Source organism: Rhodoferax lacus (genome assembly GCF_003415675.1).
GTDB lineage: Bacteria > Pseudomonadota > Gammaproteobacteria > Burkholderiales > Burkholderiaceae_C > Allorhodoferax > Allorhodoferax lacus.
In genome coordinates, this window is record NZ_QFZK01000004.1 from 43,188 (window position 1) to 62,623 (window position 19,436).

General features: G+C 64.1%; 25 protein-coding genes. 10 read left to right on the top strand and 15 right to left on the bottom strand.

The features are described from left to right. Positions 1 to 6: 6 nt before the first annotated feature. From DIC66_RS08245 to DIC66_RS08270, 6 genes are all read right to left on the bottom strand, one after another. Entirely contained in the window at positions 7 to 660 is a 654-nt protein-coding gene (locus DIC66_RS08245) for an ABC-type transport auxiliary lipoprotein family protein (RefSeq protein ID WP_117176004.1), read from the bottom strand. Further along, positions 657 to 1,565 (bottom strand): MlaD family protein, encoded by a 909-nt coding sequence (locus tag DIC66_RS08250; protein ID WP_117176006.1) that lies wholly within the window; start codon positions 1,563 to 1,565, stop codon positions 657 to 659. Before DIC66_RS08250 ends, DIC66_RS08245 begins: the two co-directional genes overlap by 4 nt. Further along, positions 1,550 to 2,389: an ABC transporter ATP-binding protein gene (locus DIC66_RS08255; protein WP_117176585.1), complete on the bottom strand. Its 840-nt coding sequence runs from the start codon at positions 2,387 to 2,389 to the stop codon at positions 1,550 to 1,552. The genes DIC66_RS08250 and DIC66_RS08255 overlap by 16 nt, the downstream gene beginning before the upstream one ends. Positions 2,390 to 2,402: 13 nt before the next feature. Further along, positions 2,403 to 3,218 (bottom strand): MlaE family ABC transporter permease, encoded by an 816-nt coding sequence (locus tag DIC66_RS08260; RefSeq protein ID WP_117176008.1) that lies wholly within the window; start codon positions 3,216 to 3,218, stop codon positions 2,403 to 2,405. Beyond that, on the bottom strand, positions 3,215 to 5,116 hold the full coding sequence (locus DIC66_RS08265) for an AsmA family protein (RefSeq protein ID WP_117176009.1): 1,902 nt from the start codon (positions 5,114 to 5,116) through the stop codon (positions 3,215 to 3,217). Before DIC66_RS08265 ends, DIC66_RS08260 begins: the two co-directional genes overlap by 4 nt. A 114-nt stretch (positions 5,117 to 5,230) precedes the next feature. Next, the gene (locus DIC66_RS08270) at positions 5,231 to 5,782 is read right to left on the bottom strand and encodes a ferritin-like domain-containing protein (protein ID WP_117176011.1); all 552 of its coding nucleotides are present in this window, start codon (positions 5,780 to 5,782) and stop codon (positions 5,231 to 5,233) included. Between the two features lie 173 nt (positions 5,783 to 5,955). On the opposite strand from DIC66_RS08270, the gene DIC66_RS08275 reads away from it, so the two are divergent. The 4 genes from DIC66_RS08275 to DIC66_RS08290 all read left to right on the top strand — a co-directional run bounded on the left by DIC66_RS08275 (position 5,956) and on the right by DIC66_RS08290 (position 8,674). Beyond that, entirely contained in the window at positions 5,956 to 7,341 is a 1,386-nt protein-coding gene (locus tag DIC66_RS08275) for a class II fumarate hydratase (RefSeq protein ID WP_117176013.1), read from the top strand. Positions 7,342 to 7,442: 101 nt separating this feature from the next. Further along, positions 7,443 to 7,712, top strand: coding sequence for a plasmid stabilization protein (locus DIC66_RS08280; protein WP_117176015.1), 270 nt, complete (start codon positions 7,443 to 7,445; stop codon positions 7,710 to 7,712). A gap of 34 nt (positions 7,713 to 7,746) precedes the next feature. Then, positions 7,747 to 7,995 carry a type II toxin-antitoxin system RelE/ParE family toxin gene (locus DIC66_RS23230; RefSeq protein ID WP_199534689.1) on the top strand — a complete coding sequence of 83 codons (249 nt, stop codon included), beginning with the start codon at positions 7,747 to 7,749 and terminating at the stop codon, positions 7,993 to 7,995. 112 nt (positions 7,996 to 8,107) lie between these two features. Then, complete coding sequence (locus DIC66_RS08290) at positions 8,108 to 8,674, top strand: lipocalin family protein (protein WP_117176019.1); 567 nt, start codon at positions 8,108 to 8,110, stop codon at positions 8,672 to 8,674. A 79-nt stretch (positions 8,675 to 8,753) separates the two neighbouring features. On the opposite strand, the gene DIC66_RS08295 is transcribed toward DIC66_RS08290, so the two are convergent. Then, on the bottom strand, positions 8,754 to 8,957 hold the full coding sequence (locus DIC66_RS08295; RefSeq protein ID WP_117176587.1) for a CsbD family protein: 204 nt from the start codon (positions 8,955 to 8,957) through the stop codon (positions 8,754 to 8,756). 160 nt (positions 8,958 to 9,117) lie between these two features. On the opposite strand from DIC66_RS08295, the gene DIC66_RS08300 reads away from it, so the two are divergent. Beyond that, a complete protein-coding gene (locus DIC66_RS08300) occupies positions 9,118 to 9,528 on the top strand; it encodes a PRC-barrel domain-containing protein (protein WP_117176021.1) in 411 nt (136 codons plus the stop codon). Between the two features lie 9 nt (positions 9,529 to 9,537). Here the strand turns inward: DIC66_RS08300 and DIC66_RS08305 are convergent, their stop codons facing one another. Further along, the gene (locus DIC66_RS08305) at positions 9,538 to 10,644 is read right to left on the bottom strand and encodes an AI-2E family transporter (RefSeq protein WP_117176023.1); all 1,107 of its coding nucleotides are present in this window, start codon (positions 10,642 to 10,644) and stop codon (positions 9,538 to 9,540) included. Beyond that, positions 10,622 to 11,560, bottom strand: coding sequence for a YihY/virulence factor BrkB family protein (locus DIC66_RS08310; protein WP_233505842.1), 939 nt, complete (start codon positions 11,558 to 11,560; stop codon positions 10,622 to 10,624). Before DIC66_RS08310 ends, DIC66_RS08305 begins: the two co-directional genes overlap by 23 nt. A 61-nt stretch (positions 11,561 to 11,621) precedes the next feature. On the opposite strand from DIC66_RS08310, the gene DIC66_RS08315 reads away from it, so the two are divergent. Beyond that, positions 11,622 to 11,837 carry a YHS domain-containing protein gene (locus tag DIC66_RS08315; RefSeq protein WP_117176027.1) on the top strand — a complete coding sequence of 72 codons (216 nt, stop codon included), beginning with the start codon at positions 11,622 to 11,624 and terminating at the stop codon, positions 11,835 to 11,837. On the opposite strand, the gene DIC66_RS08320 is transcribed toward DIC66_RS08315, so the two are convergent. Continuing rightward, positions 11,778 to 12,617, bottom strand: a complete 840-nt coding sequence (locus DIC66_RS08320) for a transglutaminase-like domain-containing protein (RefSeq protein ID WP_233505843.1) — start codon at positions 12,615 to 12,617, stop codon at positions 11,778 to 11,780. The genes DIC66_RS08315 and DIC66_RS08320 overlap by 60 nt on opposite strands. A gap of 66 nt (positions 12,618 to 12,683) precedes the next feature. Beyond that, a complete protein-coding gene (cls, locus tag DIC66_RS08325) occupies positions 12,684 to 13,916 on the bottom strand; it encodes a cardiolipin synthase (protein ID WP_117176029.1) in 1,233 nt (410 codons plus the stop codon). Positions 13,917 to 14,110: 194 nt separating this feature from the next. On the opposite strand from cls, the gene DIC66_RS08330 reads away from it, so the two are divergent. Genes DIC66_RS08330 through DIC66_RS08340 form a run of 3 tightly spaced genes read left to right on the top strand, consistent with a single transcriptional unit; the run spans position 14,111 to position 16,039 of the window. Beyond that, the gene (locus DIC66_RS08330; protein ID WP_117176031.1) at positions 14,111 to 14,701 is read left to right on the top strand and encodes a lipid-binding SYLF domain-containing protein; all 591 of its coding nucleotides are present in this window, start codon (positions 14,111 to 14,113) and stop codon (positions 14,699 to 14,701) included. 24 nt (positions 14,702 to 14,725) lie between these two features. After that, on the top strand, positions 14,726 to 15,094 hold the full coding sequence (locus DIC66_RS08335; protein WP_117176033.1) for a DUF4398 domain-containing protein: 369 nt from the start codon (positions 14,726 to 14,728) through the stop codon (positions 15,092 to 15,094). Between the two features lie 12 nt (positions 15,095 to 15,106). After that, the gene (locus tag DIC66_RS08340; RefSeq protein WP_117176035.1) at positions 15,107 to 16,039 is read left to right on the top strand and encodes an OmpA family protein; all 933 of its coding nucleotides are present in this window, start codon (positions 15,107 to 15,109) and stop codon (positions 16,037 to 16,039) included. A 77-nt stretch (positions 16,040 to 16,116) separates the two neighbouring features. On the opposite strand, the gene DIC66_RS23595 is transcribed toward DIC66_RS08340, so the two are convergent. After that, positions 16,117 to 16,725 (bottom strand): acyltransferase, encoded by a 609-nt coding sequence (locus DIC66_RS23595; RefSeq protein ID WP_117176037.1) that lies wholly within the window; start codon positions 16,723 to 16,725, stop codon positions 16,117 to 16,119. A gap of 316 nt (positions 16,726 to 17,041) precedes the next feature. Here DIC66_RS23595 and DIC66_RS08350 point away from each other — a divergent pair, with 316 nt between their 5' ends. Continuing rightward, positions 17,042 to 17,380 carry a hypothetical protein gene (locus DIC66_RS08350; RefSeq protein ID WP_117176039.1) on the top strand — a complete coding sequence of 113 codons (339 nt, stop codon included), beginning with the start codon at positions 17,042 to 17,044 and terminating at the stop codon, positions 17,378 to 17,380. Here the strand turns inward: DIC66_RS08350 and DIC66_RS08355 are convergent. From DIC66_RS08355 to DIC66_RS08365, 3 genes are all read right to left on the bottom strand, one after another. Further along, positions 17,377 to 17,787: an RcnB family protein gene (locus DIC66_RS08355; RefSeq protein ID WP_117176041.1), complete on the bottom strand. Its 411-nt coding sequence runs from the start codon at positions 17,785 to 17,787 to the stop codon at positions 17,377 to 17,379. The two genes, DIC66_RS08350 and DIC66_RS08355, sit on opposite strands and share 4 nt — an antisense overlap. 27 nt (positions 17,788 to 17,814) lie before the next feature. Then, complete coding sequence (locus DIC66_RS08360) at positions 17,815 to 18,417, bottom strand: outer membrane beta-barrel protein (RefSeq protein WP_117176043.1); 603 nt, start codon at positions 18,415 to 18,417, stop codon at positions 17,815 to 17,817. A 108-nt stretch (positions 18,418 to 18,525) separates the two neighbouring features. After that, on the bottom strand, positions 18,526 to 19,404 hold the full coding sequence (locus DIC66_RS08365; RefSeq protein ID WP_117176045.1) for a murein L,D-transpeptidase: 879 nt from the start codon (positions 19,402 to 19,404) through the stop codon (positions 18,526 to 18,528). Between the last annotated feature and the right edge of the window lie 32 nt (positions 19,405 to 19,436).

Consider the following 19,436-nt stretch of genomic DNA (forward strand, 5'->3'; position numbering starts at 1 on the left):
GCACGCTCAGTGCGCTTGCTCCCGCACAAAGCCAGCCAGTTGTTGCAGGGCTGCATGCACCGCCGCGCTGGCCGCCGCACTGCCGCCCGCCGCATCCTCACTGGTCGCCGCTTGCACCACATCCAGCACGCGCCAGGCCAGTACCTCATGTGTCCGGTTGTCGCTCAGGGTCACCTGCAGTGTGAAACGCACACTGCTGGGCACCTGTAAAAAACTCTGCTGCAAACGCACGATCTCGGTGTCCAGGCGCAGGTCCGCACGGGCCGCGCTGGGGGCCAGCACCACCGCCTTGAACACACCGCTGCCCTGCAGCGTTTGCACCATCAGAGGTGCCAGCATGCGCGCCGGGGTGTCCACCCAGCTGCTTTGGGTAAACCACTCCGGGCTCAGGGGCTGGCGCAGGTAGACCATGTGTTTGCTGTCATAGCCCGCCGCTGCGCTGGGCTGCTCCACCAGCAGCACGCGGGTGCCCACTGGCGCAGGTGCCGGTGCAGGTGGCATCACCCCATCCACACCGCTGTCGAGCGCATAGCTGTTCATGCTGGCCTGTGGCTTGCTGCCCAGGAGCGAGCAGGCCGGCAGCATGGCGCACAGGCCGAGCAGGAGCAGGGCACCACCGGTGCGCTGATACAGGGAGGGAAATAGGCGCAAGGGCTTCATGGGGTGGTGCTCTCTGGCAGGGTTTCACCCGGGCCGGGGCGGACCGGGGGGTGGCGGAACAGCAGGCCCGAGGGCGCGCTTTCGGTTTGCTCACTCAGGCGCCGCAGGGAGGCGCTGAGTACATTCAATTCCGAGAGCAGTCGCTCCAGCTCGGGCAGGGTGTCGGTGCCAAAGCGCTTGGCGTCCGCACCGATGGCACCCACGGCCTCGGTGGCGCCGTGGCTGGTCTGGGTAACTGCATCGCCCATGCGCGCCAGCGATTCGGCGCTGTGCCCCACACGGTCCAGGGCCGGTGCCACGCGGTCCAGCGCGGGGCCCATGCGTTGCAACACCGGGCCCAATTGGGCTGTGCTGCGCGCCAGGTTGTCCAGCACCGCGCTAAAGGCCTGCTGGTTTTTTTCACTCAGCATGGCGTTGACGTTGTTGGAGGTGCTGTCGAGTTTGGCGGCGACATTCGTCAACACGTTTTCCAGCCGCGTGGACAGCGAGGACTTGGTGGCAATCACCGGGTAGGGCGCACCGGGCAGGGTGCGCAGGGGCGGCGTGTTGCGCGCACCGCCGCTAAGCTCCACATAGGCAATGCCGGTCAGGCCCTGGGCCTTGAGCACGGCTACAGTGTCCTGTCGAATCGGCGCGCCCTGCTCAATGGCCAGGAACAGGTTGACGCGCTGCGGGTCTTCGGGGTCCAGCGCAATGCGGCGCACGCGGCCCACCTCCACGCCGTTGTAGCGCACGGGTGCATTCACGTTCAGGCCGGTGACCGATTCATTTTCGATGGCCTGGTAAATGTCGAACTGCTTTTTCCACAGGCCGCCAGAGGCCAGCCACAGGGTGGTGGCGATCAGGGCCAGGCCCAGGGCCAGGGTGAAGGCCCCGACAAGGGTGAGGTTCACCTTGGTTTCCATGTGCTGTCTCCGGTTGGGTAGGGCGGTTGTTGGTATTGCTGCTGCGCAGCCTGGGCCCGCGGCCCGGTAAAAAAGGTTTGCACGGCAGGCTGCAGCAGTGTGGAGAGCTCCTGCATGCTGCCCAGGCCCTGTACGCGGCCATCGGCCAGCACGGCCACCCGGTCGGCGGCGTGCCAGAGCAGGTCCAGGTCATGGGTGACCATGACAACGGTGAGGCCCTGCTCGCCCTGCAGTTGCTGGATGAGCAGGTCCAAGCCATCGGCACTGGCCGGGTCCAGCCCGGCGGTGGGCTCGTCCAGGAACAGCAGCTCGGGGTCGAGTGCCAGGGCGCGTGCCAGGGCGGCGCGTTTCAGCATGCCGCCACTCAGGCTGGCGGGGTACTGGGCACCGGCCTCGGGTGGCAGGCCGCTCAGGGCAATCTTGCGCGCGGCAATCGCGTCGATTTCTTCACTGGGCAGCTTGCGGTGTTCGCGCAGCGGCAGGCCCACGTTTTCCAGCACGGTGAGCGATCCAAACAGGCCGCCTTGCTGGAACAGCACGCCAAAGCGCAGCCGCAGGGCCAGGGCCTGCGCGGCGTTGGCCGTGTGCAGGTCCAGGCCCAGCACGTTGACGGTGCCGGCATCGGGGCGCTGCAGCAGAATCATTTCGCGTAAGAGCGTGGACTTGCCCGAGCCGCTGCCGCCCACCAGCGCAAAGATCTCGCCTTTGCGCACCTCCAGGTCCAGTTGGTCGTGCACCACCTTGTCGCCAAAGCGCGTGCAGATGCCCTGCATGCGGATGACTGGCGCGGTGGCCGCATCGGGTGGTGATGGGGGCAGTGCCATGTCGTGTGCCATGTCAGAGGTGCAGCATGCTGAGGGCCACCGAGAACAGCGCATCGGCCACGATCACCAGAAAGATGGACTGCACCACACTGCGCGTGGTCTGCTGGCCCACGCTGTCGGCGCCGCCCCGGGTGCGAAAACCCTGGAAGCAGCCCACCACCACAATCACCAAGGCAAACACCGGCGCCTTGAGCACGCCGATCAGGTAATCGGTGGTGCTCACCGCTTTGACCAGCCGCTCCAGGAATTCGCCATAGCCCACGCCCAGGCGGGCCTGTGCCATCAGCATGCCGCCGGCCACACCAGCGGCATCGGCAAACACCGTGAGCAGGGGCAGGGCCAGCATCAGGGCCAGGATTTTGGGCAGCACCAGCAACTCCAGCGGCGCTATGCCAATGGTGCGCATGGCATCGATTTCTTCGGTCACCACCATGGTGCCGATCTGCGCCGCATAGGCAGAGCCCGAACGCCCGGCCACGATGATGGCGGTGATCAGCGGCGCAAACTCGCGCAGCATGGACAGGCCCACCAGGTCGGCCACAAAGATGTTGGCGCCATAAATTTGCAACTGCGCTGCACCCTGGTAGGCCACCACCACGCCCAGCAGAAAAGCCAGCAGGCCGACGATGGGCAGCGCGTCCACACCCGCGCTCTTGATATTGAACAGCACCACGCGCCAGCGGATGCGCCGCGGCTGGCGCAGGCAGTCGCCCGCGGCCAGGGTGATCTGGCCCAGAAACTGCAGCGCCGCTGCAGGCTGCTGCAGCAGGGCCACGGTGCGCTCGCCCAGGCGTTGCAGAAAGCCGGTGTGTGTGGCCGGGTGGCTCATGGGGCAGGCCGCTGAAGCGCTGGCTGTGGCAGCTTGCCTTGCAGCTTCTGCTGCAGGTGGGCCTGGCAGGCAAGGGCCTCTTGCTGCGAGGCATCGCGGCTACCCGTGTCCACCAGCGGAATCAGGGCCGCCAGCGGGTTGATCAGGCCCAGCAACAAGGCCGAGCCCAGCTTCAGACTCAGCGGCCCTTTTTCCACCGATACCTGGGGTGCGGCAAAGCTGCCACCCACATGCAAAGGCGTGCGCAGGGTGAGCGGGCTGAAGTCCTTGGGGGCGACCACGGCGCGCAGGTCCAGCGTCTCGCTGGCCAGCGACACGCTGCCATCCATCCAGACGGTGGAGTCGCTGGTGTCGAGCACCAGCACCTGGGGGCGCGCCACACCAGCGGCCACCGTCAGATCGGCCACAGCGCAGTCCAGGCGCAAGGGCTGGTCGCCCTGCACCATCACGCCCAGCGACTCGGCCATGTCCAGGCCACCGGCTTCCACCAGCAGATGCGACACCGTGCCGCCCTGCACCGTGGCTGTGATGCGGCCGCGCAGGCTGGCCTGGCCTTGCGCACGTCCGGTCACATAAGGCGGCAAGCCCTTGCTGCGGGTCTGGTGAATCCACTGCTCCAGCGCCACGCCGTCCCAATGCAGATCGGCCACCCAGTGCGCGCGGTCCTGCTGGCCGTTCAGGGACAGCTTGCCGCCGATGTGGCCCGGGCCCAGGCGCGCGTCCAGGTCGCTCAGGCTGAGCAAGCCCTGGCTGAGTTGCAGCCTGGCGTTCAGGGGCTGCAAGGGTGCCAGGCGGCTGGTGTTGAGGTCTACCGTGCCGATGGCAATGGCCACATCGGCCTCCATGGTGCGCAGGGACGCCAGGTCAAACGGCCGGCTGGGGAGCACCCGGCCGCGCCTGTGCGCAGCTGCTGGCTCGGCACCCAGGGCGGGGCCCAGGTCCAGCAGGTTCAGGCGCTCACCGGACAGCGTGCCGCTGAGCTGCGGCAAAGGTTTGCGGGTATCAAAAATGAAATGGCCGGTCAGGCGGCTGCTGCCCACCTGCACAGCACTCAGCACCACGTCCCACAGCTTGTCGCTGTGCCGCAGTTGCCCCTGCGCCTTGAAGGCGCCGGTGGTGGGCAGGGTGATACCCAGCGGCACGCCTACGGCTGCCATGGACGGGCCTTGCAAGGTAAAGGTGCCCTGTGCGCGGTCCCAATGGGCCAGGTCGTCAGCATGGCCATCAAACTCCATATGGGCGCGTCCGGCATCGGCCTGGAGTTGCAGCTTCAGCTGGCTGTCTTTCAGCACCGCCTGTGCCCGCGCCTCCAGCCCGAGCTTGGCGTCGTTGTAGCGCAGCTGCCCCTGCGACAGGTTCACGGTTTGCAGGAGGGGCGCGGCCGGGGCCGGGCTGCTGTCCGGCCGGTCCTGAATTTGCCAGGAGGCCAGGCCGTCGGCACGGCGCTCCAGCACCACGTCCAGTTGGCTGGCGCGCAGCGAGTGCACCAGCAGTTGCTGACCCTGCCAGGCACGCCAGGCATCGATGTAGCGCAGCTGCACTTCCACATCCCGGGCCTGCAGCAGGTGCGGCGCCTGGCTCCAGGCCGGCGCGCCCACTTGCAGCCACGGTGTCTGCAGCGACAGGCCGCCCCAGAAGTGCAGGCGCGCGCTGCCGGGTGCGGCGGTCTTGTCATCGGGTGTGCCGGGTGTGGCCACGGGGACCAGTTGTACGCTGCGCCCCAGGCGTTGGGTTAGTTCGGTTTGCAGCGGCTGAATCAGAAGGGGCCAGCCGCGTGCCTCACCCAGCGCAAAGCCGATGGCGAGCAACAGGGCAAGACCCAGCAGCGCGCCAAGGCCCAGAAGCCGCTTGGAGAAGGGGCGTTGCAGTGTGGCGCCTTGTGGGGAGCTGCCTTGCATCAGCCCGCAAGGCGCCGTTGCTGTCGTGCCAGCGTGGTGGCCGCTTGGCGGCGCAAGTCCTCCTGGCGCAGGCTACCCACAAGGGCTGCAACGGGGTGGGGGCTGTGCATGGTTTTATGCCTCGTCCATGTCGCTGAGCAGGCTGGCCAGGTCATCGGCATGCTCTTCTTCCACCGCCAGAATGCCCTTGAGCAAATCGCTGGTGGTGGGGTCTTTGTCACCCAGGAAGTGAATCATTTCGCGGTAGCTGCTGATGGCAACGCGCTCGGCGATCAGGTCTTCACGCACCATGTCAGTCAGGCTGTTGCCCGCCACGTACTCGGCGTGGCTGCGCGTGGTCAGGGTTTGCGGTGCAAAGTCCGGCTCGCCGCCCAGCTGCGCAATGCGCGCGGCCAGGGCGTCGGCGTGGCCCAGCTCTTCGTTGGAATGGGCCAGGAATTCGGCTGCCACGGCACGCGAGTGGATGCCACGCGCCATGAAGTAGTGGCGGCGGTAGCGCAGCACGCAGACCAGCTCGGTGGCCAGGGCCGCATTGAGCTGCCTGAGCACCTCGGGGCGGTCGGCGGAGTAGTCGGCCGTCACGGCGCCTTGCTCCAGATGCTTGAGCGCGTCGCTGCGCAGGGTTTTGATAACCTTGGTATCGCCAGTGTTGGATTTGTTCGACATGATGTCCTCGCGAGGTAAAGAGGCTGAGCTTGCAACAGGGCCTGGTTTTGTTCGGTGCGTTACACCACAGACCCGCGCCCCTATCCGGGTTGCAATGCCATGATGAAACAAGCATCCGAACTGGGTTTGGCGAATTCGCAAACCAGCAAACCGCCTGATGGAGAGCCACCACCATGACCCAGATGCGCACCGAGACCGACAGCTTCGGTTCCATTGAGTTACCGCAAGACGCGCTGTGGGGTGCGCAGACCGCACGCAGCCTGCATTTTTTTGCCATCGGCAACCAGCGCATGCCGCTGGAAATCATCCACGCCCTGGCGCTGATCAAATGGGCGGCCGCCACCGTGAACGGCCAGCTCGGCCTGCTGGATGCGCGCAAGGAAGTAGCCATTGCCGATGCCGCGCGCTGCATCGCCCTGGGCGAGTTTGACGAGGCCTTCCCGCTCTCGGTCTGGCAAACCGGCTCGGGCACGCAGAGCAATATGAACGTCAACGAAGTCATTGCCACCCTGGCCAATGCCGATACCGACATCACACAAGACACCCGCGTGCACCCCAATGACGATGTGAACCGCGGCCAGTCTTCCAACGACGTTTTCCCCAGCGCCATGCACATCGCCGCACTCCGGCAAACCCACACGCTGCTGCTGCCCGCCTTGCATGCCCTGCATGAAGCGCTGCTGCACAAGGCCGTGAGCTTCAAGGACCTGGCCAAGGTGGGCCGCACGCATTTGCAGGACGCCACCCCCGTCACCCTGGGCCAGGAGTTTGCGGGCTACGCCGCGCAGCTGGCCCTGTGCCGCAGCAGCATCGAACACGCCCTGCAGGCAGTGGGCGCTCTGGCCCTGGGTGGCACGGCCGTGGGCACGGGCCTGAACACCCACCCGGAGTTTGGTGCACGTGTGGCCGCCCTCCTGGCCGAGCACCTGGGCCTGCCGCTGCGCCAGGCCGACAACCTGTTTGCAGCCATGGCCGGGCACGAGGCGCTGGTGGGCCTGCACGCCAGCCTGCGCATGCTGGCCATAGCGCTCAACAAGATTGGCAACGACATCCGCCTGATGGGCAGCGGCCCGCGCGCCGGCTTGGGCGAGCTTCTGCTGCCGCAGAACGAGGCCGGCAGCTCCATCATGCCGGGCAAGGTCAACCCCACGCAGATCGAGGCGCTCACCATGGTCTGCGCCCAGGTCATGGGCCACGACGTGGCCATCGGCATTGCGGCTGCGCAGGGCCAGTTTGAGCTCAATGTCTACAAGCCGCTGATCGCCCTGAATGTGCAGGACAGCATCCGCCTGCTGGGCGACGCCATGCACAGCTTTACGCAGCACTGCTTGCAGGGCCTGCAGGCAGACGCCCAGCGCCTGGAAGAGTATTTACAACGCTCGCTGATGCTGGTCACGGCACTCACACCGCACATCGGCTACGACCGCGCCGCGCAGATTGCCAAACTGGCACAGGTGGAAGGTTGCAGCCTGCGCGAGGCGGCGTTGCAGCTGGGCTTTGTCAGTGCGGCTGATTTTGATCTGTGGGTGCAGCCGCGGGGGATGTTGGGGGTGGTGTAAGGGGCGGGGGCAACTATTTATGCGTTGGTCGAAATGGTGGTAAAAACACACAAGAGCTTTGGAGCACATCGACCCACGGATCAACAGGAAATGGAAAGCCCATGAACGCTGCTACCCACTACGAGAATGCCAACTTCTTGCGCGAACTGGCAGAGAGCTTGCCGCGCATTCGTCCGCAGGGCCACAGCAAGAGTCAAACCGATTTGCTGCAACGGCTCGCCGATGAAGAGCTGGCCCAGGCTCAGCACGATGATTGGGTTCGAGAGAAAGTTGCGGCAGCACGTGCCGACACACGGCCCACTTTCAGCACCGAGGAAGTCATGGCTCGCCTGGGAGCTCGCTACGACAGGTCAGGCCGTGCATCGGGTTGATTGGAGCGCTTCGGCACTCGAGGATATCGAAGCTTTGTTTGACTACCTGGCCGAGAACGCTTCGCTTTCGGACGCTGTCAATCTGTGCAAACGCCTGGTTCAGAGCACCGAGCGTTTGTCCGAGTTTCCGAGGCTTTACGAAGCCGCGCCGCATTATGGTGAAGGTGTGCGCCGCATCAGCATGGTAGGCCAGCATGTTCTGTACGAGGTGGATGACCAGGCGCAAACCGTCACAGTGTTGGCCGTCGTGGGTCAACGTCAAAACCCATGGTTGGTTCGGTAAGAATTTCACCTGTTGCGCAGTCAGCACACCAGCCCCCATCCGTACGCTACTGCACCGTACCCCACACCCACAGCGTGCATGATGCAGGCCTAAACCGCATCCGAAAGATTCCATGACATCTCCGCGCCCCCTTCTTCCCCGTCTGCTGCTTCCCGCATTGCTGCTCGGCACACCGCTCGCAGCGCTGGCACAAACCCCTGCCGCAGCACCCGCACCCGTCACCAGTGTGGCCGCGGTGGACCTGGCGCGTTACAGCGGCAAGTGGTTTGAGATTGCTGCCTTCCCCATGTTCTTCCAGCGCAGCTGCATTGGGGACACTACGGCCGAATACAGTGCGCGCGATGACGGGGCCATCAACGTGCATAACCGCTGCCGCACCGACAGTGGTTTTGATGACGCCACGGGCAAGGCTACGGTGGTGGAGGGGTTTGCCAACAGCCGCTTGAAGGTGTCGTTCTTCTGGCCCTTCAAGGCCGACTACTGGGTGCTGGGGCTGGATCCGGAATACCGCTGGGCAGTGGTGGGCAACCCCAATCGCAAATACCTGTGGGTTCTGTCACGCACGCCGCAGTTGCCAGCGCCCCTGCTGGAGGCCGCGCTGGCCAGTGCCAGTGCGCAAGGCTTTGATCTGAGCCAGTTGCACTACACGTCGCAAACCGCGCCGCAAACCAAGCCCTGAGGCACGGGGCCAAGGCGATGGCGCCTGGCCCTTGGCATTGCTGCCAATTGACCGGGGCCTGTTGCGCCCCGGTTCCCATTCAGGGCTTGGCCGCTTTCTTGATGGCGTCGCTCACCTCTTTGAGGCCTTGCTTGGCTTCACCAATGGCTTTTTCGGCGTTGCCCACGGCTTGCTTGTGCAGGCCCTTGATCTGCATCTCGGTGTTGCCGATGGCCTTGCCTGCGGCTTCCTCTGCTTTGCCGGCGATGTCTGTCACGGTGCCTTTGATCTGGTCTTTGTTCATGGGGATGCTCCAATAAATTGCGGTGGATAAAACGGTGTCTCCGAAGGAAGCACTGGTGTCATCGTAGGCAGCAACGGCCCACGCTTCTGTGCGCGAGCCCACAGACTGCAGGTAAAGCTGCCGCAACAATCGGGCCTTCACAACGAACCGAAAGACACCCATGAATACCATCGCCCGATTCTCGAACGTGCCGACCAAGGCCACGCGCATTATCGGCATGGGGGTGGTAACGGGCCGGGGTGAAAGCCTGGGAAGCATCAAGGACCTGGTGCTGGACCAGAGGACCGGCCAAGTCAGCTATTGCGTGCTGGCCCTGCGCGGCTTCATGGGCATGCGCAGCAAGCTGTTCGCCATTCCCTTCAGTGCCTTTGCCTACGATATTTCCGAAGACGAATACGTGCTCGATGTGTCCAAGGAACGCCTGGAGGCCACCCCCGGTTTTGATGCTGACCACTGGCCCCTCTTTGCCGATGAGCAGTGGGGCGGGCCGATCAACAGCTTCTTCAACACTCCACCCTACTGGAACAACACGGCCGACAAGCGCCCTGCTGCCAAGGCGCTGGAGCGTTAGGCCAGAGGCCTACTCACCCAGCAGCTCGCCCACAAAGGCCAGGCCCTCGGTGCGGTCGCACACGGCCTTGATCACCACCAGTATCGGCACACCCAGCAGCAGGCCCCAGATGCCCCACAACCAGCCCCAGGCCAGCACGCCCACAAAGATGGCCACCGGGTTCATCTGGCTGGTGCGGCTGGTCAGCCAGGGTGTGAGCAGCATGGACTCCAGGGCATGGATGACCAGCGATGTGCCACTGACCAGCAGCGCCATCTCCAGCGTGCCAAATTGCAGAAACGCCACCAGCGCCGAGCCACCGGCCACCAGCACGCTGCCCACATAGGGCACCAGGTCCAGCAGGCCCGCGGCCACACCCCAGACGGCGGCATTCTCCATACCCAGCGCCATAAAGCACAGCCAGGTGCCCAGCCCCACCACCACGCTGGTAAACAGCTGCACCAGCAGGTAGCGCTGGATCTGGTCATGGATCTGGTTGAGGGCTTGCAGGGTCACGCGTTTGGCATGAAGCGTGGGCCCGGCCAGACGCACCACCTTGCGCCGGAAACTGTCGCCCGAGGCAATCAGAAAAAACGTGATCAGCGCCACCATGCCGGCCTGGCCCAGGGATTCCATCAGGCCCAGCGTGCCGCTCCAGACATAGTCCTTGATATCGAAGCGGGGCTTCTCCACCACCACCCGTTGCACGCCGCGGCTGAGCACGGTGGACTGGGTGGAGTCGGCTGCGGCCTGCTCCAGTTTGGCGGCGGCTTTTTGCACGGTCTCCAGCGTGTTGTCGCCACCGCTGCGTGAGTGGTGGGCAATCTGGTTGAGCTTTTGTGCGGCCTGCGGCAGCAGCTCGATGAGCTTGCTGGCTTCGTCACTGAGGGTGTAGGCGCCGCCCGCCAGGCCCAGCACAATGCCGCCCACCAGCACCGCTGCACTCAGGGCGCGCGGAATGCGGCGCAGCTGCAGCCAGTCCACAATGGGCGAGAGCGCGTAGCTGAACAGCACGCCCACCAGCAGCGGAATGAACACCGCGCTGGCCCAGTGCAGGGTGTAGATGGCGGCCAGACTGGCCAGCACCATCAAGGGCAGGTTGTGGCGGCGCACCTCAGGAAGTTTGGGGTTCTGCATCAATCGTTACCGGTTTTCTGGAGCCAAAGCGGTTGGCGTATACCCAGGTAAATTGCGCCCCCAGCAAAAAGATTTGCGCCGAGTAATACACCCACAAGAGGATGACCACCAGCGAGCCCGCCGCACCAAAACCGCTGACGATGCCGCTGCGCCCGATGTACAGGCCAATCAGGTAGCGGCCCAGGCTGAACAGCAGGGCCGTGAACAGGGCGCCAGTCCACACATCGCGCCACTGCACGCGAGCGCGCGGCATCACCTTGTAGATCAGGGCGAACATGGCACTCAGCAGCGCAAAGGCGGCCACCGCATTGCTGAAGGTGGCCAGTGCCAGCCAGCCGCCAAACACCGGCTCCACCCAGTGGCCCATCAGGGCCAGAGCGGCGCTGAAGGCCAGCGACACCATCAGCAAAAAGCCGATGGCCAGCACCATGCCAAAGGACAGCAGCCGCGTGCGCACCAGGGTCAGCCAGGTGCTGCCGCGCCAGCTGGCCGGGGCGTGCCAGATGCGGTCAAAGGCGTTCTGCAATTCGGCAAACACCGAGGTCGAGCCCAGGAACAGCAGCACCAGGCCCACACCCGTGGCCACCGAGCCCTCGGCCGGTTGGCGCACACTGGCCAGCAGGTCCTGCACGGCGTGCGCGCCGCCTGCACCCATGAGGGATACCAGCTGCGCTTCGATCTCGCCACGTGCCGCCTCGGCACCAAACAGCATGCCGCCCACCGACACCACAATCAGCATCAGCGGTGCCAGAGAAAACAGCGTGTAGTAGGCCAGTGCCGCACCCATGCTGGGGCAGTAGTTGTCCAGCCAGGCCTCGGTGGTCTGGTAGAGCAGGCTCCAGGCGGATCGGAAGGTTGGCGGCATGGCGGTGGCGGAGTGCTGGAAGGGCGTAAAGGGGCGAGTTTGCTTACACATTGAACCCTGGTCCGTACGCTGGCAGACATAAGGGGCATAGGTTCTCGCGTACCATCGAAGCATGGAGAACAGTAGCGCTATCAAAGACCCCGTCTGCGGCATGACCGTGACCGAAAAATCATTTCACTATCTGGAGCAGGACGGCCACAGGTTTTACTTCTGTGGCGCCAAGTGCAAGGCACGCTTCAGCGCACCCACACAGCCCCTGTTTGGCCGCTTACTGCGCCACCTCTTCAGCCCAGACCGTAAAGCGCTGCAGGGTGTTCGGCCCGAATGAGCTGACCAGCGCCACATCACAGGCATCACGTCCACGCGCCATCAGCACACGGCCTATGCGCGGCGTGTTGTTGCGGGCATCAAAGGTGTACCAGCGGTCACCTAAATACGCTTCAAACCAGCCAGCAAAGTCCATGGGGCCCGGCACCAGCGGAATGCGGATGTCACCCAGGTAACCGGTGCAATAGCGCGCCGGTATGTTCATGCAGCGGCACAGCGCAATGGCCAGGTGGGCATAGTCGCGGCAGACACCGATTTTTTCGCGGTAGGCTTCCCAGGCGGTGCGGGTCCGGCGTGCGTGGTGGTAGCCAAATTCAATGTGGTTGTGCACAAAGTCGCAGATGGCCTGCACCCGTGCCCAGCCAGTGGGGCCGTGGCCAAAGTGGGCCCAGGCCAACTCGGACAGCTGGTCGGTCTCGCAGTAGCGGCTGCCCAGCAGATACACCAGGCATTCCTCGGGCAGCAGTTCCACCGGCACCTGTATGGCGCCCCAGTTCTGCGTGTCCACCAAACCGTTGTCACGCACCACCGCATCGGTGCGCAGGGTGAACACGCCCTGGGGTGCCACCAGGCGACTGCACCAGTTGCCAAACAGGTCGCGGTAGGCACTCACGGGCACCGGGGGGATGGTCACCAGATGGTCGGGGTACTGCATGTCGGCCGCGCGCGAGTAGTGCACATTGAGCGCCAGAATCATGGGCGTGGGCTGCGGGCAGTCGTACTGCATCTCGAAACCCACGCGGATATGCAGGGGCGGTGGGGTGGGGTGCAGGTGGTTCATGGCGGGTCCTGTTGAAATGAAAAATGAAGAAGCAATAGAAAGAGAGATCAAGCGGAGTGTGGCGGTTCACAGCCAGTAGTCGAATTGCCGTGCAGCCCATTCCTTGAGGCGCTCGCTCAAGGGGCGTTGCAACCACAAGGGCAGCAGCACTTCCTGCGAGTCGCGCAGGTCTTCGGCAAAGGCGGCTTCCATGGCGGTGCCAAAGCTGTCGTCCACCACGATCACATTGATTTCGCTGTTGTGCAGAAAGCTGCGCGTGTCCATATTGGTGGAGCCCACGGTGGACCAGCGCCCGTCAATCACCGCCGTCTTGGCATGCAGCACGGCCTCGCGCATCTGGTAGATGCGCAGCCCGCCCGCCAGCATCTGCTCAAAGAAGGAGTGGCCGGCATAGAACACCATGCCACCTTCCTCCACGCCGGGCAGCACCACTTTGACATCCACACCACGCCGCGCTGCATCCAGCAAGGCGCCCAGCATGGCCTCGTCGGGCACGAAGTAGGCGCAGGTCAGGTAGATGCGGCTCTTTGCAGAACGTATGGCCTGCAGATAGGCCGTGTAGATTTCCTGCTGGCCATCGGGCTCGCTGGCCAGCACGCGCACGCTGCGGGTTCCGGCCTCGGGCAGCGGCGGAAAGAGCGCAGCACCCCCCACGGGCGTGGCCGCATGGGCGTTCCAGGTATGCAGAAAAACCGTTTGCAGCGCAGCCACGGCCGGGCCCTGGATTTGCAGATGCGTGTCGCGCCAGCCAAGCTCGCGGCCTTCCTTCTTGCGCCGGTGAAACAGGGAGCTGTTGGAGTAGCTCGCACTGATGTTCACGCCACCGGTAAAGCCGGTGCTGCCATCCACCACCAGCAGCTTGCGGTGGTCGCGGTTATTGGGTTGCCAGGGGCCGCGCAGCTTCAGGGGGTTGACCGGGTTGAAGGCCAGCAGCTCGATGCCCGAGGCACGCAGGCGCTCAAAGAAAGCATCGGGCGTACCCAGCGTGCCCACCGAGTCATAAATGATGCGCGTCTTCACCCCGGCGCGCTGGCGTTGCATCAGCAGCTCGGCAAAACGCAGGCCAATCGGGTCCTGGTCAAAGATATAGGTTTCCAGATGGATGCTGTTCTTCGCACCCAGAATGGCGGCCTCCATGGCAGCCATGGTTTGCGGTCCGTCAAACAGCAGCGTGACCTTGTTGCCGTCCAGCAGTGGGCTCTCCATACCCGGCGGGTGGGGCCTGTCATCCTGCAGTGCTGCGCAACCGCACAGCAGCAGGGCGAGCAGCAAGGCGCTGAAGGTCTTGAAGCGTTGCATGGTTGGGTGGAGCCTCGGGTTGGCCGGGGCAATGCGTGCCCCAAAAGTACCCAGTGTCAGGCCTGGCTGCGCGCCCTGTCCGTGCGCCAGCACACACAGCTTATGCGCGCTGCCGCACGGTGAATATCCGGAGCAAGCCCTATGGTTCAGGCAGGGCTTGATTTCGGGCCCATCCATTAACCAAAGGCTCCCTCATGACCCACTCCACCACCCCCATTGCCCCCACTGCCACCCGCCGCACACTGCACAAGGTGCTGCTTGCCAGCGCGGTGGCACTGGCTCTGGGCCTGCCCTCGGTGCAGGCCCAGGCCGCCAGCGCCGATGACATCAACATCGATGCCGCACAGACGCTCAACAACCTGTACAAGGCCCACCCGGAAGCCGAAACCCTGGCCAAGAATGCCACTGCCGTGCTGGTCTTCCCCAAGATCATCAAGGCCGGTCTGGTGATTGGCGGCAGCTACGGTGAAGGCGTGATGAACCAGGGCGGCAAGCCCATTGGCTACTACAGCTCGGTGTCGGCATCGTGGGGTTGGCAGGCCGGTGCCGAGTCCTACAGCTACGTGGTGTTCCTGATGAACCCCAAGGCCGTGGAATTTCTGGACAAGACCAAGGGCTGGGAAATCGGCGTGGGCCCCTCGGTGGTGGTGGTGAATGAAGGCGTGGCCAAGAATCTGTCGAGCTCCACCCTCAAGGACGACGCCTATGCCTACATCACCGACCAGCAAGGCCTGATGGCCAGCCTGAGCATTGAAGGCACCAAGATCAGCCGCATCAACAAGTAAGCCCCAACCAAAACGGAGATCACCATGCATCTGAAAAAACTCACTCTGGCCCTGGGCGTGCTGCTGGCACTGGGCCTGGCTGGCTGCAACACCACACCCCTGAAAAGCGACAAGCTGCTGCTGGCCCGCGACGCGCTGACCCACGCCACCCAGATGGGCGGCAATGAATTCGCACCGGTCGAAATGCAGGCCGCCCGCGAACGCATTGACTTCGCACAGACCGCCCTCACAGCGGGTGACCTGGGTCGTGCCGGTGCGCTGAGCGACGAGGCGATGGTCAACACCCGCCTGGCCGAAACCCGCGTGCAGTCCGCCAAGGCACAGGCCGCCGCCGCCGAGCTGCGCCAGGACCGCCGGGCCCTGCAGATCGAACTGCAAAACAACCTCAAATAAACCGGAGCCTCCATGACCCATACATCCAAAATTCTTTTCTCGGTGATCGCCCTGGCGGCACTGCAGGCCTGTACCACCGTGCCGGTGGAAAACCCCACGCTGGCCTCGGCACAGCAGGAGTACCAGACCGCCCAGAACACCCCGGCTGTGACCACCCTGGCCAGCGCCGAGTTGCGTGATGCGCAACTGGCCCTGGACCAGGCCAAGACAGCCTGGGGCAAGCAGGAAAAACGCTCCGAGGTCGACCACCTTGCGTACATCGCCAGCAAGAAAGTGGCCATCGCGCAGGAACTGGGCAACCAGCGCCTGGCGGAAAAATCCATCGCCGAAGCCCAGGGCCGCCGCACCCAGACCCTGCTGGTGGCACGCACCCTGGAAGCCGAGAGCGCCCAGCGCACCGCCGAGACGGCCCAGCGCAGCGCCGAAGCCGCACAACGCAGTGCCGATGCTTCCAAGCTGCAGGCCGCCGTGGCGATCGATGCCAGCGTGCAAGCGCGCCAGGACACCTTGGCCGCCGAAGCCCGTGCCACCCAGCTCAAGGCCCAACTGGCCGAGCTGGACGCCAAGCAGACCGACCGCGGTATGGTGGTCACCATTGGCGACTTGCTGTTTGACAACAACAGCGCTGTGCTCAAGCCCGGTGCGGGCAGCAGCGTGCAGCGCCTGGGTGCCTTCCTCAAGGCCTACCCCATGCGCAACGCCCTGATTGAAGGCTATACCGACAGCGTGGGAACGAGCGACAGCAACCTGTCCCTGTCCCAGCGCCGTGCCGAGTCGGTCAAGGCGGCTCTGCTGGCCACCGGTGTGGTGGGCGAGCGCCTGGCCATCCGTGGCTATGGTGAAGGTTTTCCGGTGGGCAGCAACCAGACGGCCGATGGCCGCGTGACCAACCGCCGTGTTGAGGTGATCCTGTCAGACGACAGCGGCAAGATCCAGTCCCGCTAAGCGCTTGCGGCGCTGGCAGCCAGGCTGACCAGCACGCCAACCAAAGCCCGGATGCCTGCATCCGGGCTTTTCGCGTTTTAGTGCAGCTCGCCGTAAAACGTGTCTTGCCGCATGCGCACCAGTTCGGGCTCCATGGCCGCATCAAAGGAGGTCTTGCGGCGCTGGATCATTTCATGCCAGGGGTAGCCGTTGGAGCGTGCTTCCATGCGTTCCACCATGGCTGCTGTGGTGCAGATAAAGCGTGCCGGGTTGCCACCCACCACCGTGCCCGGGGGTACATCGCCCGTGACCACGGCACCGGCGGCCACAATCGAATTGGGGCCTATGGTGACCCGGGGCATGACGATGGCGCCGTGCCCGATAAAGCAGTTGTCGCGGATGTCGACCTTGCCCACCGAATCAAGCTTCTTGCCGTAGGCGTTGTTGAGGATGCGCACCGAGCCGTCATGCCCGAGCAGGGTGCAGGCTGAGAGGGCGCAGTTGTTGCCGATGCGCACATAGGCCGGGTCAGTAAAGGTGGCGCCCACGTTGATGGAGTTGAGCTCGCCCATGGCGTAAAAGCCGCCGTGGACCTTCAGGTAGGCCGCGTATTCCAGCGAACTGGGCTTGCAGATGCGCACGTACCAGCGTTGCAGGCGGGGGTATTTGTAGGCAAGTGCTGCCGTTACCATTTTCAGAATGCTCATTTATTGTTTCCTGCCACTTCACGATCCAACCTATAGGACATGGTAACGCGCCCGTCAGCCCTTTTTTCCGCTTTCGCAAATACATCAGCATGGGCGCCCATCCAATTGCAAGCAGTTGTTGCAAATTTAGCGCTTGGCACCCGGAATTGCTAATACCGGCAATCAGACCAAGGTCTGAAAACAATCTGACCTTGGGGTGGCTGGCTTCGCGCATACCTTCCCTTCGGATTAATGTCGTCCGGCCTTAAGCTAGGCTTACGTCGCAGGGCCCGGACGGCCGGCAGACATAAAAAAGACAACGCGTGAGGAGACTTCAATGCATGCAACACGACTGCAAGGTGAGCGGCTGGATGCCTGGGTGGCCAAAGCCGCCGGCCTGCAGCGCCAGACGCTGGTGCCGCAACCTGGCGAGCGGTACGATGCCGATGGCCCAAGCTGGCATCCGGACACCTTTCATCCGTCGGTGGATTGGACGCATGCCGCGCGGTTTCTGATGGACGATTGGTACAACCTGGAAGACTGCATCGCCAACTGGTTCGGCCCGGACTGGAGCCTGGTGCCGGCCTTCAAGGCCGAACCTCTTGCCTGGTTCATGCGGGCTTTTGTGGCCACGCATTTTGGCGAAGTCCTGGAGGACTCCGCCCCTGCGCTTTAGCGGTTGAGCAGCAGTTCCAGGATCACACCGGTGGCAATGGCCACCAGCACATAGTCACTACCGCTTTGCACCCAGTGGTAGCCGCGTGGCGGCGAGCGCAGGCCGTGCCCACGCCAGTCTTCCACCACATACTGGCGGCCCCGGTCGTTGTAGGGCAGGCGGTCGCCCCGGTAATAGGAGTGCGAAGGTCCGGCGCCGCGCTCGTTGTCGGAGCGGTAGGAGCCCTGCTCGCCACGGCCGTGGTCGTCGCGGCCCTGGTTGCGTCCGCAGTCCTGGCGGCCGTAGCCACAATGGCTGTCATTGCCATGGCGCCCATTGTTGCCCTTGCCCGGTTCAGCCATGGCCGGGGCTTGCAGCAGCCCCAGCACAGCCACCATCAGGGCACCGATCAGCTTGGTGTGTTTCATGGTGTGATCCTTGTCGGTGGCTGGCGCTTAGAAGCGCATGCGCACGCCGATCTGGGTGGTGGTGATGCGCTCGGACGAGTTGCCGGCAAACTTCATGAATTGCTCGTCATAGCTCAGCACGGCAGACCACTGGGGGCTGATCACCATTTCTGCGCCAATTCCGTAAGACCAGTCAAAGCCGTTCTCGGTGCCCGTAGCCACTTGTGACAGGGGCTTGGCAGACACTTCGGTATGGCCATAGGTGGTGCCGACCTTGCCCAGCAGGTTGAACATGGGGTTGATGGGCAGACGGCCGATCAGGCTGAAGTTCACGCCTTCGGCCTTGCTGGTGCCGCCGCCACGAGAGACTTCACCGAAGTTGGTGTAGCCGATTTCCACACCCAGGTTCTGGTTGTAGGCGTAGTTGCCATAGGCCACGCTGTAGGCGGTGTCCGTGTCGTCCCTGGAGTACAGGCCGTTACCACCGCTGATGCGGGAGAAGTCGGCCGGGCCACCGCTCAGGGCAACATAGCTGCTGCCAGGTGTCACGGTGGAGGGCTTGTCCATGGACTGGGCCGATGCCATTTGGGCTGCGCCCAGCATCAGGGTGGCTGCAATCAATGTGGAGATGAGGGATTTGGTATGTGTCATGGTGCTTTTCCTTTAGAAGTAAGTGGTATCTGTTGCTGACAGTTGAATGTGCGCTTTTCGGCCCGTTCGTTCTGTGCGGTGGGCCGCACTGTGCGCATTCAGTTGCACTTAACGCAGTTTCTTTGCAGACGCTTTGCGTGCGGGCTTCACGGGCCGCGCGATCACCGGCAAAGGCGACCACGCAGGCCGCTCGGTGGCACCGGAGTCCACCACCACCAGGTAGTTGCCCGGCCAGGGAATCAGGGCGCGTCCGGGCTTGATGATCCACAGCTTCTGGCCCTCGGCCAGGGCCGCTTCGTATTGCGCGTCCAGCACACCGTGCTGGTCCAGAAAGCGGTTGAGTGTGGTGGGTATGCGCACACAGCCTTCGGACTGCACCGTGCCCAGGCGGCCCTCGAGGGTGGTCGGGTCGGTGGCGTGCATTTGCAGGCGCATCAGGCTCTTGCCGCCTTCGCCCCAGCCGCGCTCGGCCGTCTGCCAGCCGAAGTCAAACACGCGCAGGCCCTTGAGCCCATAGCCGCGTATCTTGTTCTTGTTGTAGGTGCCCTCGGCGCGGAAGTCGGGGTTGGCCAGCGTGTGGGCAAACACGCCCAGTGGTGTGACGAAGTGCTCATACTGGCCCACCTTGCCCGTGGACACGGCCGTGGCACCCAGCCAGTGCCAGGCGTTGGAAGGCGTGCGCAGAACCACAAAGGCGGCCTGCACCTGCGGACTGCGGTCCACCAGCACAAAGGCCTGGGCGCTGGTGTCGTCAATCTGCGCTTCGGTCAGGGCCTGCTGCAGCCGCGTGATGTAGGCCTGTTGCGCATCGGGCGGCACCTCCAGCCGGTGGTCCACCTCCTCTGCAAAATGCTGGCTCCAGGACTTCAGGGCCGCGTCATCGGAGACTGCAACCGCTGCGGCGTGGCCCACTGTGCTGGTACACAGCAGCAGGGCGGCCAGACAGAGCAGGCGCCGCAGGCGCTTGGCGGCTGGGTCGTGTGTCATGTGTGATCCATGGTTGCGGCGGAATGGGGGCT

Bases quoted from the DNA above. Each gene is read 5' to 3' on its own strand.
- DIC66_RS08245 (WP_117176004.1), bottom strand. From the start codon at position 660: ATGAAGCCCTTGCGCCTATTTCCCTCCCTGTATCAGCGCACCGGTGGT.
- DIC66_RS08250 (WP_117176006.1), bottom strand. From the start codon at position 1,565: ATGGAAACCAAGGTGAACCTCACCCTTGTCGGGGCCTTCACCCTGGCC.
- DIC66_RS08255 (WP_117176585.1), bottom strand. From the start codon at position 2,389: ATGGCACTGCCCCCATCACCACCCGATGCGGCCACCGCGCCAGTCATC.
- DIC66_RS08260 (WP_117176008.1), bottom strand. From the start codon at position 3,218: ATGAGCCACCCGGCCACACACACCGGCTTTCTGCAACGCCTGGGCGAG.
- DIC66_RS08265 (WP_117176009.1), bottom strand. From the start codon at position 5,116: ATGCAAGGCAGCTCCCCACAAGGCGCCACACTGCAACGCCCCTTCTCC.
- DIC66_RS08270 (WP_117176011.1), bottom strand. From the start codon at position 5,782: ATGTCGAACAAATCCAACACTGGCGATACCAAGGTTATCAAAACCCTG.
- DIC66_RS08275 (WP_117176013.1), top strand. From the start codon at position 5,956: ATGACCCAGATGCGCACCGAGACCGACAGCTTCGGTTCCATTGAGTTA.
- DIC66_RS08280 (WP_117176015.1), top strand. From the start codon at position 7,443: ATGAACGCTGCTACCCACTACGAGAATGCCAACTTCTTGCGCGAACTG.
- DIC66_RS08290 (WP_117176019.1), top strand. From the start codon at position 8,108: ATGACATCTCCGCGCCCCCTTCTTCCCCGTCTGCTGCTTCCCGCATTG.
- DIC66_RS08295 (WP_117176587.1), bottom strand. From the start codon at position 8,957: ATGAACAAAGACCAGATCAAAGGCACCGTGACAGACATCGCCGGCAAA.
- DIC66_RS08300 (WP_117176021.1), top strand. From the start codon at position 9,118: ATGAATACCATCGCCCGATTCTCGAACGTGCCGACCAAGGCCACGCGC.
- DIC66_RS08305 (WP_117176023.1), bottom strand. From the start codon at position 10,644: ATGCAGAACCCCAAACTTCCTGAGGTGCGCCGCCACAACCTGCCCTTG.
- DIC66_RS08310 (WP_233505842.1), bottom strand. From the start codon at position 11,560: ATGTGTAAGCAAACTCGCCCCTTTACGCCCTTCCAGCACTCCGCCACC.
- DIC66_RS08315 (WP_117176027.1), top strand. From the start codon at position 11,622: ATGGAGAACAGTAGCGCTATCAAAGACCCCGTCTGCGGCATGACCGTG.
- DIC66_RS08320 (WP_233505843.1), bottom strand. From the start codon at position 12,617: ATGAACCACCTGCACCCCACCCCACCGCCCCTGCATATCCGCGTGGGT.
- cls (WP_117176029.1), bottom strand. From the start codon at position 13,916: ATGCAACGCTTCAAGACCTTCAGCGCCTTGCTGCTCGCCCTGCTGCTG.
- DIC66_RS08330 (WP_117176031.1), top strand. From the start codon at position 14,111: ATGACCCACTCCACCACCCCCATTGCCCCCACTGCCACCCGCCGCACA.
- DIC66_RS08335 (WP_117176033.1), top strand. From the start codon at position 14,726: ATGCATCTGAAAAAACTCACTCTGGCCCTGGGCGTGCTGCTGGCACTG.
- DIC66_RS08340 (WP_117176035.1), top strand. From the start codon at position 15,107: ATGACCCATACATCCAAAATTCTTTTCTCGGTGATCGCCCTGGCGGCA.
- DIC66_RS23595 (WP_117176037.1), bottom strand. From the start codon at position 16,725: ATGAGCATTCTGAAAATGGTAACGGCAGCACTTGCCTACAAATACCCC.
- DIC66_RS08350 (WP_117176039.1), top strand. From the start codon at position 17,042: ATGCATGCAACACGACTGCAAGGTGAGCGGCTGGATGCCTGGGTGGCC.
- DIC66_RS08355 (WP_117176041.1), bottom strand. From the start codon at position 17,787: ATGAAACACACCAAGCTGATCGGTGCCCTGATGGTGGCTGTGCTGGGG.
- DIC66_RS08360 (WP_117176043.1), bottom strand. From the start codon at position 18,417: ATGACACATACCAAATCCCTCATCTCCACATTGATTGCAGCCACCCTG.
- DIC66_RS08365 (WP_117176045.1), bottom strand. From the start codon at position 19,404: ATGACACACGACCCAGCCGCCAAGCGCCTGCGGCGCCTGCTCTGTCTG.